Below are 12,678 nucleotides of genomic sequence, written 5' to 3' on the forward strand. Positions count from 1 at the left end.
AACTAGTTCAAAATAGCCGCAGAAGGTTTTAACCTCCCTTGGCAGTCAGGTCAACCACCGCACTTGACCCATGGGCGCTACGACTATTGATTGTGACAAACTCTAACTCCCCGGGAGCAAAGCATGACAGACGTTTCAGAATACGAATATGACCTTCTGGTGATCGGCGCAGGCTCTGGTGGTGTGCGTGCTGCGCGCATGGCAGCCGCTACCGGGGCCAAGGTGGCGATTGCCGAAGATCGCTATCTGGGGGGCACCTGCGTCAATGTGGGTTGTGTACCCAAAAAACTCTACTCCTACGCTGCCCATTTTCATGACAGTTTTGACGATGCGGCAGGCTTTGGTTGGCAGCTACCCGGCCCTGCGCGTTTTGATTGGGCTACATTGCGTGACAACAAAATTAGTGAAATCAAACGCCTCAATGGAATTTATCAGCGCATGCTGGAGGGGGCTGGGGTCACGCTGTTTAACGCGCGAGCACGCTTGGCCGATGCACACATAGTAACGCTAAGTGGCGAGCATGGTGACGTGTCAGTGAGCGCGCGCAAAATTCTCCTCGCGACCGGTGGATGGCCATGGGTGCCCGATTTTCCAGGGAGTGAATACGCCCTGGACTCCAATCAGATTTTTGATCTGGATACCTTCCCCAAACGCTTTTTAGCACTGGGCGGTGGCTATATTGCGGTGGAGTTCTCCAGCATCTTTAATGGACTGGGCAGCGAGACGCACCTTATCTACCGCGGTGAACTGTTTTTGAAAGGCTTTGACCAACAGGTACGTGAGTTCACCCGCGCTGAAATGGAGAGAAAGGGGGTCAATCTTCACTTCAACACTAATATTGAGCGTATTGAGCCCGGCCAAGATGCCTACAATGTGCATCTTACCAACGGCGATGTGCTTGAGGTGGACGTCGTTCTCGCGGCCACGGGGCGGAAAGCCAATATCCGCGACCTAGGGCTTGAAGCGTTGGGATTGGGCTTGGATGACGCGGGTAAAATCCCCGTTAACGAACGGTTTGAAACAGCGCTGCCGTCAATATTGGCGCTAGGCGACCTGACGGCTGGGCAAGAATTGACGCCGGTCGCGCTGGCAGAGGCCATGCAACTTGTGGACGTCCACTTTGCCGATACGGCTCCCAAACCGTTGGACTACACCACGATTCCTACCGCCGTTTTTTGCCACCCCAACATCGGCACCGTGGGGCTGTCTGAGGAGGCTGCACGAGAAAAATTTGCCAATATTCGCGTCTATAGCACCGATTTTCGTGCCATGAAGCACACGCTATCGGGCAGTCAAGAGCGCACCTTAATGAAGCTGATCGTGGACGATGCCACTGATGTAGTGGTGGGGGCTCATATGGTGGGGGATGATGCGGGTGAAATCATTCAGGGTATTGCCATTGCAGTAAGGGCTGGGCTTACCAAGCAGGACTTTGACCGCACTGTAGGAATCCATCCTACAGGCGCCGAGGAGTTCGTTACCTTGCGTACGCTCACTCGCAGATAATAGTTAGTTCATACAAAAAGGCGTGCCGATTGGCGCGCCTTTTTTTGGCCTGTGTACTACTCTAAAAGTCTAAAGCATAGCCGTAAGGTAATCATGGCGTTATCGGATGGCTACAATGGGAAGATATAACAAAAAATTATGGAAAGCGCGGTGAAGAATAATATGGTTTTTGAATTGCTCATAATCAGCTGTTATAATGATCATCAAATTCGCTACAGCGAAGCATAACTATGAGTACGCCGATACAACCTTTTACCCCCTCTGCTGACTTGGCTAGGCCAACGGTGGCCGATGCTGTTGTAGGTCATGTAGAGACACCGCTATTTATTCGTAAACCCAATGCGGATGATGGCTGGGGGGTTTACGAGCTGGTTAAAGCCTGCCCACCGTTGGATGTGAATTCAGCCTATGCCTACCTGCTGCTGGCGACTCAGTTTCGTGATACCTGTGCAGTCGCCACCAACGAAGAGGGTGAGATCGTTGGTTTTGTGTCTGGCTATGTTAAGGACAATGCTCCCGACACCTACTTTCTATGGCAAGTGGCTGTCGGTGAAAAAGCGCGAGGCACCGGCCTGGCCCGGCGCTTGGTCGAAGCAATTATGTCACGCCCCGAGCTTGACGATGTGCATCACCTTGAAACCACCATCACCCCCGACAATCTTGCCTCTTGGGGCTTGTTTCGTCGCTTGGCTACGCGCTGGCATGCGCCACTCAACAGCCGCGAATACTTCTCTACCGAACAGCTCGGAGGAGAGCATGACCCGGAAAACCTGGTTCGTATTGGCCCGTTCCAAACAGACCGCATCTAATACGCTGTTTTGCTAGATATTGCGTATAGGACTACCTGTTTTCCCGCTCATGTTGCTTCGGGCAAGTAATGCCTTAAGTCAAAATGATCAACCAAGGAGGTCGCTAATGCAGACCCAGACGCTTGAACGCATGGAATCCAATGTACGTACTTATTCTCGTTCCTTCCCGGTGGTGTTTACCAAAGCGCAAAATGCGCGCTTAACGGATGAGAACGGCCGTGAGTATATTGATTTCCTCGCCGGCGCGGGCACGCTTAACTACGGCCACAATAACCCGCACATGAAGCAGGCGATGATTGATTACCTGTCGACTGATGGAGTGGTTCACGGCTTGGATATGTGGACCAATGCCAAGCGTGATTATCTGGAAACGCTTGAAAACGTTATTTTCAAGCCACGCGGACTCGACTACAAAGTGCATCTGCCTGGCCCAACCGGTACCAATGCGGTAGAAGCCGCTATCCGACTGGCTCGGGTGGCTAAAGGCCGCCACAATATTGTCACCTTCACCAATGGTTTTCATGGTGTCACCATGGGTGCTTTGGCTACAACAGGTAACCGTAAATTCCGTGAAGCCACCGGGGGCATACCTACTCAGGGTGCTAGCTTCCTGCCTTACGATGGCTACATGGGCGAGCACACCGATACCCTGGACTATTTTGAAAAACTGCTCAGCGATAAATCTGGCGGCCTGGATATCCCCGCGGGTGTCATTATCGAAACCGTGCAAGGCGAGGGTGGTATTAACGTGGCAGGCCTGGAGTGGTTGAAGCGTCTTGAAGGCATCTGCCGTGCCCACGATATTCTGCTGATTATTGACGATATTCAGGCTGGCTGTGGGCGTACAGGTAAATTCTTCAGTTTTGAGCATGCGGGTATTACGCCTGACATTATAACCAACTCGAAATCGCTCTCTGGCTTTGGCTTGCCTTTTGCGCATGTGCTGATGCGCCCAGAACTGGATAAATGGAAACCAGGTCAGTATAACGGCACTTTCCGTGGTTTCAGTTTGGCGATGGTGACCGCCACCGCAGCGTTGAAAAAATATTGGACGAATGACACTTTTGAGCGCGATGTTCAGCGTAAAGGGCGTATTGTAGAAGAGCGCTTCCAAAAGCTAGCGGCGCACTTAACGGAGCACGGCATGCCTGCCAGTGAGCGTGGTCGTGGTTTGATGCGTGGTATTGACGTCGTATCGGGTGATATTGCCGATAAAATTACCAGCAAAGCCTTCGAACACGGTCTGGTGATTGAGACCAGCGGCCAGGACGGCGAAGTGGTGAAATGTCTGTGTCCGTTAACCATTAGCGATGAAGACCTGCTGGAAGGCTTGGATATTCTCGAAACGTGCGTTAAAGCTGTTGCTAGCGAATAATTTGGCGTTACGCTGAAGTAGTCGCGCGCAGTTTTTAGATGTCTTTTTAGATAGGGATATAACGGCTGGTAGTCGCCAGTCGTTTTGCAACGGAGTACTCCTATGATCGTTCGTAATCTTGAAGAAGCGCGTAAAACAGAGCGCCTGGTGACCGCTGAAAATGGTAACTGGGATAGTACGCGCCTTGTTCTGGCCAACGATAATGCTGGTTTTTCGTTCCATATTACCCGCATTTTTCCAGGCACAGAGACGCATATTCACTATAAAAATCACTACGAAGCAGTGTTTTGCTATGAAGGTGAAGGCGAAGTTGAAACCCTGGCTGACGGCAAAATCTGGCCGATCAAAGCAGGCGATATCTATCTACTTGACCAGCATGATGAACACCTGCTTCGCGGCAAGGAGAAGGGCATGACCGTGGCGTGCGTCTTTACTCCGCCGATTACGGGTAATGAAGTTCACCAGGAAGATGGCTCCTACGCAGCGCCAGAATAGTCCTGCTAGCGAAGAGTCAGAGAGGCAGCCTGCTAATAGAGCAGGCTGCTTTTTTTATCGGTTTAACCGTCGCTTAGCGCTGCTCAAAAACCAGCGTGATTTCGCCTAACGTGACGCCAAATTTGCGCATGGCGGTTCGATTGATCAAGCGACCATCCGGCTGAAGGTACATCCAGTCATCCATGTTAAATAAGATCATGCGGCCACTAATCTCAATCTCTAACGGGTAGCGCATGTGAAAGGCATGACCGTATTGACGTGCTTCCACTTGGCCATCAACGTCGTTGGCAGTGCCAATCCAACGGTGCTCATCGACTCGCTTAAAAGTCCAAACGCGTCGATCGGTTTCACCGTCTGAAAATACGAAAGACTCATCCAGTGTCAGGGTGCCATCTTCGTAGGTGCCTTGGATATCCACGGTGAAACGCCGCTGTACCTCGCCGGAGTAATCCTGCACCATGCCCCAGGCACGAGTGGTACCCGCAAAGTATTCGGCAATATCCAGGCGGGGTTCAGAATCAGCGTACTCTTCAATATCAACACCGGCACAGCCAGCTAACATGAAGAGCAGTGTGAAGAGAGCGCCAATACGCAGGGAGCGGGTCATGAGTCATTTCCTATATGAAAATGGATTTTTGTACAATGTATGTTCAGTATTTTGCTAGCATAGAGCACCAAGACGGCCGTGACTACTACTAGACCTCCTAGGGTTCGCTTAATATATATTATGTTAAATAGAGTAAGCTAAGCATCTGTAAAATAGGTGCCCGAAAAGCTGTGATGGCGTTGGACACTAGTCTCCCATCTCCTTATCATTCCCCAACCTATTGTCCAAGGATATCTCTCGTTATGCGCCCAGGTGTTTTGTGGCTTGTAGCTGGCTTGTCGCTTTCGATGGCTGGCTGTGCAGCAACCCAGCCGGAAACGAATCAACCTCCCCCTTTAAGCGAAGCCTCGTTCAACTCTCGTATCTTGGAATTAGAAAGCCAGTTGGTGCAGCAATGCGATACTCACACTCAGCTGCAGGAACGCCAGCTTGATCAGCAGCAATCACTGACTGCCGATATGCGTGAAGTGGGCAGTTTGCTTCGCTACCTTCGCCAAGATGTACAGCAGTTAGAAGCCCGTGGTGAAGAGCCTGTCATCATTCGCGAAGAGTGTGAAATTGACGAGAGTTTAACCACTAAAACCTTGGTGGGTCGCAGTGAATGGGTAGGTTTGCCAAGCCTGGGTACCTACCTTAAAGCACGCGTCGACTCTGGCGCCAATACGTCATCCCTGTCTGCTGAAGAGATCACCCGTTTCGAACGTGATGGTGAAAACTGGGTGCGCTTCAAGTTGGCGCTGAACGAAGATGACGTGGCCGTTGAGTCTCAGCGCGATGAGTGGATCGAAGCACCTGTCGTACGCCGAGTACGTATTGTTCAAGCCTCGGGTGAAGAGTCACGTCCGGTCATCTCACTATTAATGACCTTAGGGCCGATTCGTGAAAATGTCGAGTTCACCCTCAATGACCGCTCTCACCTGGATTACCCGGTGCTGTTAGGACGGCGCTTTTTGATGGATATCGCAGTCATTGATGTAGCCGACACCTATTTGCATGACCGCCCCGAATTTCCTGGTGGCGAACCAGCTGAGCAAGCTGCTGAAGATGAAGCAGCTGACGAAGACGATAGCGAAGAGTAACTGCTCTAGCGCTTCACGAGGAAAGGAATCTCCATGTCACGGTTAATGTTCTATATTATTGTCGGCCTGCTGATGGTCGTGGGCATCGCGACCAGCGTACAACGCCACGTGCAGTTTGAGATCCCCTGGCTGCCCGGAGAGCAGCGTCAGGTGTGGGAGATTGAGGCGAGCATTAATTTCAATGCTCAAGGAGGCCCTGTCCAGGTTGACTTGGCCTTGCCTTCTCATCAGGCAGGCTACCGTGTACTGACAGAGAACACAGCTTCGTCGGGTTATGGGCTTGCTTACCAAGCGGATGAGTTAGGTCGCACCGCTCGCTGGACTATTCGTGAAGCAGCGGGTAGCCAGACACTCTACTACTCGGTTCAAATGCTGGTGTCGGATGATGCCCGCTCGCCGATACAAACACCGCCTGAAGTTACTATCACGCCATGGGAAACACCCTACGACACAGCGGCCAGCCAGCTCATTGATCAGGCTTGGGCACGTAGCGCCAATAATGCCACCTTCGCTCGTGAACTGATTCGCGATATTAATGGTGAACGTCAGGAAGAAAACGCACGGCTTCTTCTATCACAAGAAAACCCGGCAGCGCTGGTGGTGCGTCTACTCAACCAGGCTGGAGTTCAAGCCCGGGAAATAAGTGGCCTACTGCTGGAAGATGGACGCCGACGCCAAACCCTGAGCAGTTGGATTCAGGTGTTTGATGAGTCTGGTGAAGAGTGGGCAATTTTCCATCCGCTGACGGGTGAACAAGGCAAGCCGGACAATTTATTGCTGTGGGAAACCGGTGGGCGAGCCGTGCTGGAAGTTCAGGGCGGCACCAATTCCCGGGTTACGTTCTCCATGATGACCCATGATCAGCCGGCTTCTGCGGCGGTGCGCAACCATTACTCTGAAGATTCGCTGCTGAATTTCTCCATTCATAGCCTGCCACTGGAAGAGCAAGCGCTGTTCCAGACGATTTTGCTGATTCCGATCGGCGCGTTAATGGTGGTGTTTTTGCGTGTACTGGTGGGCATCAAAACGTCCGGTACCTTTATGCCGGTGTTGATCGCCCTCGCCTTCATTCAAACGAGTCTGCCCACGGGCTTGATTGGTTTCCTGCTTATCGTTGCCATCGGTCTGATTATTCGTAACTACCTCTCATACTTGAATTTATTACTGGTAGCCAGGGTCTCGGCGGTGATTATAACGGTGATCGCGATTATCTCGATCTTCACCGTATTGGCTTACCGCATGGGGCTCAGTGCTGGCTTAACGATCACCTTCTTCCCGATGATTATCCTGGCCTGGACCATCGAGCGGATGTCGATTCTATGGGAAGAGGAAGGCCCTAAGCAGGTGTTAATCCAGGGGGGCGGCAGTTTGATTACGGCGATCCTTGCCTACCTGGCAATGAATAACCCCTGGGTGCGCCACATTACGTTCAACTTCCTGGGCGTACAGCTGATATTGATGGCGCTGATTTTGCTGCTGGGCAACTATACGGGCTATCGCTTACTGGAGCTGCGCCGTTTCAAGCCCATCACTGATGATGAGAAGCCCTCATGAGCTGGCTGAAAAACTGGACGTGGCCCACGCGCTTGCGGGATAAAGGCATCATCGGCATGAATCGGCGCAATATTCGCTATATTGGGCGATATAACAGCCGTCGGCTTTACCCTCTGGTGGATGACAAGCTTAAAACCAAATTGCTGGCCCAACAGTACGGGATTACCTCACCGGAACTGATTGGTACCGTGACCACCCAGTTCGGCGTCAAACACATTGGCGAAATGCTAACAGGCCATGCTGGTTTCGTTATCAAGCCTGCCAAGGGAAGCGGCGGTAAAGGCATTCTGGTGATTGAAAAGGTCGAAGATAACGTCTTTATCAAGCCCAGCGGTGCCCAGCTCTCTCTTACCGATATCGAGCGGCACGTGTCGAATATTCTATCGGGGCTCTACTCGTTGGGTGGCTCCCCCGATGTGGCGGTGATTGAAACGCTGATTAATTTCGATGAAAGCCTGATGGATTACACCTATGAAGGGGTTCCCGATATTCGGGTTATTGTCTTCAAGGGTTACCCTGTTATGGCCATGATGCGTCTTTCCACCGCGGCGTCCGATGGCAAGGCCAACCTGCACCAGGGTGCGGTAGGCGTTGGCTTGAACATCGCTACCGGGGCTGCTTTGCGCGCCGTGCAGTTTGACCGTCCTTGTTTTAGCCATCCCGACACGGGGCATGATCTGGCAAGCCTGGTCGTGCCCCAATGGGAAACGCTGCTTAACTTGGCCGCAGGCTGTTATGAAATGACCGGGCTCGGTTATCTGGGCACCGATATGGTGCTGGATCGCAAGCATGGCCCGATGTTGCTTGAACTCAATGCAAGGCCTGGCTTGGCTATTCAAATGACCAATGGTGAAGGTTTACGTCGCCGGCTTGATCTTATTGAGCGCCAACCCGATGGTGTGCCCGCCAAACAGCGTGTGGCGTTTGCCCAGCACCATTTTGCGCGACAAAGTGAGCTGGTGGACAGCGAATCGGTAGAAAACTCTGACACCTCCTCCACCGGCGCGTAGACTACTAACGAGTGCCTAGGCTAACAACGTTCAACGAGTTGCCCATGACCCAAGCGAGTACACTACTACAGCAGGCGGAGTCTCAGTGCCATATCCGCGGCGTTCGTTTCACTCCTATTCGCCGACGCGTACTTGAGATGATCGCTGAAAATGGCGGTGGGCTAAAAGCCTATGACTTACTCGACAAGCTCTCTACCGAGCATGCGGCCGCCCGCCCCCCGACGGTATATCGGGCGCTGGAGTTCTTGATTGATCAAGGCTTGGTGCATCGCATTGAGTCGCAGAACGCCTATGTGGCCTGCGCCTGCCCGGAGCATGCACATGGTTTTCAACTGCTTATTTGCCGTCACTGCGGCTATGTGGAAGAGCTGCATTTGGACGAAATCAGCGAGCAACTGGCAGCACTGGCCAAAAGCCGAGGCTTTAATGTTGAGCGCCAAACCATTGAGCTCCAAGGGCTCTGCCAGGATTGTCGAACAGCTAGCGAGTAAATGTATGTCCCGTTTTGATCACATCGCGCCGGACTTGCTGTTTAAGCAGCTAGAGCGCGCCACCCCCGAAGATTCTCTACCCGCTGCGAGCACCCTGCTTGCAGCAGTTCGCTTTAATACCGAGGGTCTGCTCCCTGCCATTGCTCAGCAGCACGATACGCAGGAAGTGCTCATGATGGCCTGGATGAACCGTGAGGCGCTGGAAGAGACGTTAACCACCCAGCGTGTTTGCTACTATTCGCGCTCGCGCAAGAAGTTATGGCGTAAGGGGGAGTCCTCAGGGCAGCAGCAGCAGCTTGTCTCTGCCGCGCTTGATTGCGATGGCGATACGCTACTGTTGCAGGTTGATCAAACGGGCCCGGCTTGCCACACTGGTCGGCGCAGCTGTTTCTATATTGCCGTGGATCAAGAGCAGGCGTCGATCACCAGTGCGCCGCTGATCGACCCCGACGAACTGTACGGCAAAAAAGCCTAGTTCCCGTTATGCCACACTCAGCCAAGACGCGAATCATAGCTGCCCTGCGCTCAGGCCCGCGGTGGCTATTGATGAAAGTGATGATTGGCTGCGTAAGAGCCTATCAATATACCCTTAGCCCCCTTCTAGGCCCGCGCTGCCGCTTCTGGCCAAGCTGTTCGTCTTACACCATTGAGGCGATTCAGGTGCATGGGCCAATAACGGGTGGCTGGATGGCCGTTAAGCGGATCGTTAAGTGCCACCCAGGCAACCCCGGTGGTATGGATCCGGTGCCCGGCGGCCGCAGCGAACAGCTTTGCCGCGAGGATGATGAAAAGGAATCGTCGCCCTCTTGCTGTGATCATCACCCTCGCTAGCTTGTTTACCTATTTCTGCTGCGCTACCGCGTAGATTTTCTCCAGCATGGCATGCAAGCCGTTGCTACGCGTTGGTGAAAGGTGTTTATCCAATCCCAAGTCTGTCAAAAAGTGCGGCTCGGTAGCACGAATTTCAGCCGCGGTACGTTCGCTGTATATGCGTAGCAATACAGCAATCAGGCCGGAGACGATGGCAGCATCAGAGGTTGCCTTGAACACCAGCTTGTCGCCCTCCTCCTCATGGCGCATCCATACGTTTGACTGACAGCCCTGGATTTTAAACTCTTCGATCTTCCACTCTTCGGGAAAATCAGGCAGTTGCTTACCCATATCGATAATGTACTGGTAACGATCCATCCAGTTATCGAATATCTCGAAATCTTCGATCAGCTCTTGCTGGGCCTGTTCGGCGCCGGAAGTGCTCATGCTATTTCCTTCTCTATTGGAATTGGCTTGTAGTGGCGACTGACACTTTGAGTCATAGGGTTCTCATTGGGGCCATTATAACGGCTCGAAGGAGTCTTGAGGGAGGTTGTGTCCTGAAACTGTCAATCGATGGCGCTGCTGCTCGCGATGCCACTCGTTGTCTTCGGTGTGAAGATAGCGTGAGGTGGTATCCAGGCGTGCGTGACGAGCGCTTTCGGCTAGATGGCGCAGACTAATGCCCGATTGAGCCTGATGGGTGATTGAGGTATGTCGAAGCCAGTGTGGGGTTGCCTGGTTAAGCGCGGCAATATGTTCCGGTGTGCCGCCGTCAGCTTCAAGTGCTTGCGCCGCCTGCTGAAACGTAGTGCGAATAAGCCGATAAAGCTGATTATGGCCCAGGCCGCGTTGGCCATCCAGTGTACGCAACACCGGCGTCTCCGCTTCCAGCTGGCTGGGAGTGTCAGGCAAGCCCAGCGCTTGACGCCACTGACGCAGGCAGTCAAACATATCGTCAGGCAGCGGAATGCGCGCTATCTTGCTGCCCTTACCCACCACATACCACCACCAGCGCCCTTCGTTGCGCTGAAAATCCCCCATGCGCGCATCGGCCATCTCGCTGATCCGTGGTGCCAATAGATAGGCAAAGCCAAAAATAAAGCGCCGCCTCGCCTGCTCGAAATGGGCGCGGCTACCCTCCTCCATGGCTAACGGTCTATTCAGCCACTGCCATAGCCATGCCCAAAGGCCACTCTCCAGGTAGCGCTCAATCCGCGGCGTTTGATTATTCAGGCGGCGGGATTTGTCGCGCATCAAACGAAACGGATTGTGATTAACCCAGCCTGCTTCTACTAGCCAGGCAAACATTCCTTGCAGTATGACAAGGCTTTGACGACGGCTGGCGGGCGACAAACCTCCACGAAATGGCCGCCATAACGGATGCGTGCGGGGCTTGGAGGGCCCTACCCACTGCTCGCTTGGTTGTGGGTCGGCAAGAAAGGCTTCAAAGCGGCGCAGGTGTTCGCGGTTGATATCGGCCAACGTGTGCCCTTGGCTGGTGAGCCAGAGCAGCAGCCGCTCCGCCTCACGGCGGTACGCTTTCCAGGTTTGCGGGCTATCCACGTACTCCTCAAGCCAAGCGGTTACTGCCTGGGCATCGTTTTGGGCGCTAATACGCCCGCCACTTGGCGACGCTTTTAAAGCCTGCAGTTGGTCAGTGGGTGTAATAACTACGTTTGCCATACCCGCCACTACTCTCTTCCCATTAGTCGTTTTCTGCTTACTCAGGCCTGCAGTGTGCCCATGCAACCGCATAAATTCAAGATAATACGAGTAATCTTGAATTTATAGCTATTATTGTAAATAAATTTACGTATTACATAATACGTAATTATTGCCTTTCGAACGATAAGCCACGACAATGGCGGTTACAAAAGCGCTCAAGGAAGGATCACTACATGGCCCGCAACGGCATTCAGTACAGCGATGTTCAACAAGCCATTGATGCCCTGTTGGCCCGGGGCGACACGCCCAGCGTGCAGCGCATTCGCGATGTGCTGGGCACTGGCAGCTTCACGACGATTAGTGATCACTTTCGCCAGTGGCGCAGCGAGCGGGAGCAGAACCGTGACGTGCCGCCGCCCAAAGGTGTGCCGGAAGTGGTGGTGACTATGGCTGGGGAGCTTTGGCGCGAGGCCCAAGAGGTAGCGAATCAAGCGCTGCTCCACTATCGCGAAGATGCCAATCGTCAGGTGGCCGACGCTCAGCAGCTCGCAGAGGAGGCTAAACAGCAGGCAGCTAACGCCGAACAGCGCGAAAGCGCCCTCGCCGAGCACTTGCGCCATGTGGAGCAGCGCATGGAAGCGTTAAACCGGGAATTGGCCGCTAGCCAAACCAGCGAGCATCACTGGCATCAGCAGGCCGAAGCAGCGCAAGAAGAAGTAACTCAGCTGAAGCAGGTACAGCAGCAGTTAGAAAGCCAGGCAGGCGAACAACGTAAGGCACATAGCAACGCCCTCAACGAGCAGAAGGTAGCGTGGGAGCAGCGGCTAGCACAGGAAGAGCAGCGCCATGAGGCAGCCGAAGGAAGGCTGATGGCGATGCTGGACAGCGCTCAGCAGGCGCGCGCCCAGGAGGAGAAGAATTTCCAAAAACGTCTGCAGCACTCTGAGCAGCGCATTGAGACATTGAGCCAGGAGCTCAAGACTAAGCAGCAGGCCCTGCATGAGCTACAGATGGAAGCCAGCGAGCGCGAACAACAGCTTGGTGAGCAGGCTCAGCAAATTACATCGCTGGAGAAGCAGCAAAAAACGCTAACTCAGCAGCTGGATGAGGCAAAAGCAGCGCTAAACAGTCAGGCCCAACAGCATGCAGAGCGCGAAACCGCACTGCAGCAAGCGTGGCAAGAGAAGCTCTGGAGCCGCATGGAGGCGCTGCAAACACAGCTGACGGCGCTGCCGGATGCGCTTTCAAAACAGAACAGTGAGCCAAACCAGTAA

General features: G+C 53.4%; 14 protein-coding genes. 11 read left to right on the forward strand and 3 right to left on the reverse strand.

Translation table 11 applies throughout. From position 1 onward, the window contains the following. Window positions 1-123 precede the first annotated feature (123 nt). From gorA to OM794_RS10940, 4 genes are all read left to right on the forward strand, one after another. Window positions 124-1,506, forward strand: a complete 1,383-nt coding sequence (gene gorA, locus OM794_RS10925; protein WP_226249945.1) for a glutathione-disulfide reductase — start codon at window positions 124-126, stop codon at window positions 1,504-1,506. Window positions 1,507-1,736: 230 nt separating this feature from the next. Then, window positions 1,737-2,315, forward strand: a complete 579-nt coding sequence (gene ectA, locus OM794_RS10930; protein WP_226249946.1) for a diaminobutyrate acetyltransferase — start codon at window positions 1,737-1,739, stop codon at window positions 2,313-2,315. A 106-nt stretch (window positions 2,316-2,421) separates the two neighbouring features. Next, window positions 2,422-3,690, forward strand: coding sequence for a diaminobutyrate--2-oxoglutarate transaminase (gene ectB, locus OM794_RS10935; RefSeq protein ID WP_226249947.1), 1,269 nt, complete (start codon window positions 2,422-2,424; stop codon window positions 3,688-3,690). 102 nt (window positions 3,691-3,792) lie between these two features. Then, window positions 3,793-4,185, forward strand: coding sequence for an ectoine synthase (locus OM794_RS10940; protein WP_035558199.1), 393 nt, complete (start codon window positions 3,793-3,795; stop codon window positions 4,183-4,185). 73 nt (window positions 4,186-4,258) lie between these two features. Here the strand turns inward: OM794_RS10940 and OM794_RS10945 are convergent, their stop codons facing one another. Next, window positions 4,259-4,792 carry a DUF3833 domain-containing protein gene (locus tag OM794_RS10945; protein WP_226249948.1) on the reverse strand — a complete coding sequence of 178 codons (534 nt, stop codon included), beginning with the start codon at window positions 4,790-4,792 and terminating at the stop codon, window positions 4,259-4,261. A gap of 242 nt (window positions 4,793-5,034) precedes the next feature. Between OM794_RS10945 and OM794_RS10950 the strand changes: the two genes are divergently transcribed. From OM794_RS10950 to yidD, 6 genes are all read left to right on the forward strand, one after another. Further along, window positions 5,035-5,871, forward strand: coding sequence for an ATP-dependent zinc protease (locus OM794_RS10950; RefSeq protein WP_226249949.1), 837 nt, complete (start codon window positions 5,035-5,037; stop codon window positions 5,869-5,871). 33 nt (window positions 5,872-5,904) lie between these two features. Next, window positions 5,905-7,425 (forward strand): inactive transglutaminase family protein, encoded by a 1,521-nt coding sequence (locus tag OM794_RS10955; RefSeq protein ID WP_226249950.1) that lies wholly within the window; start codon window positions 5,905-5,907, stop codon window positions 7,423-7,425. Further along, on the forward strand, window positions 7,422-8,435 hold the full coding sequence (locus tag OM794_RS10960) for an alpha-L-glutamate ligase-like protein (RefSeq protein ID WP_211594334.1): 1,014 nt from the start codon (window positions 7,422-7,424) through the stop codon (window positions 8,433-8,435). Before OM794_RS10955 ends, OM794_RS10960 begins: the two co-directional genes overlap by 4 nt. Window positions 8,436-8,479: 44 nt before the next feature. After that, entirely contained in the window at window positions 8,480-8,926 is a 447-nt protein-coding gene (locus OM794_RS10965) for a transcriptional repressor (protein WP_226249951.1), read from the forward strand. A 4-nt stretch (window positions 8,927-8,930) separates the two neighbouring features. Continuing rightward, window positions 8,931-9,401: a phosphoribosyl-AMP cyclohydrolase gene (gene hisI / locus OM794_RS10970; RefSeq protein WP_226249952.1), complete on the forward strand. Its 471-nt coding sequence runs from the start codon at window positions 8,931-8,933 to the stop codon at window positions 9,399-9,401. A 71-nt stretch (window positions 9,402-9,472) separates the two neighbouring features. Next, window positions 9,473-9,757, forward strand: coding sequence for a membrane protein insertion efficiency factor YidD (gene yidD, locus OM794_RS10975; protein WP_226249953.1), 285 nt, complete (start codon window positions 9,473-9,475; stop codon window positions 9,755-9,757). Between the two features lie 9 nt (window positions 9,758-9,766). On the opposite strand, the gene OM794_RS10980 is transcribed toward yidD, so the two are convergent. Then, window positions 9,767-10,183, reverse strand: coding sequence for a SufE family protein (locus tag OM794_RS10980; protein ID WP_088701443.1), 417 nt, complete (start codon window positions 10,181-10,183; stop codon window positions 9,767-9,769). 75 nt (window positions 10,184-10,258) lie between these two features. Beyond that, window positions 10,259-11,422 (reverse strand): tyrosine-type recombinase/integrase, encoded by a 1,164-nt coding sequence (locus OM794_RS10985; protein ID WP_226249954.1) that lies wholly within the window; start codon window positions 11,420-11,422, stop codon window positions 10,259-10,261. Window positions 11,423-11,637: 215 nt separating this feature from the next. Between OM794_RS10985 and OM794_RS10990 the strand changes: the two genes are divergently transcribed. Continuing rightward, window positions 11,638-12,678: a DNA-binding protein gene (locus OM794_RS10990; RefSeq protein WP_226249955.1), complete on the forward strand. Its 1,041-nt coding sequence runs from the start codon at window positions 11,638-11,640 to the stop codon at window positions 12,676-12,678.

Source organism: Halomonas sp. BDJS001, assembly GCF_026104355.1.
Lineage (GTDB): Bacteria > Pseudomonadota > Gammaproteobacteria > Pseudomonadales > Halomonadaceae > Vreelandella.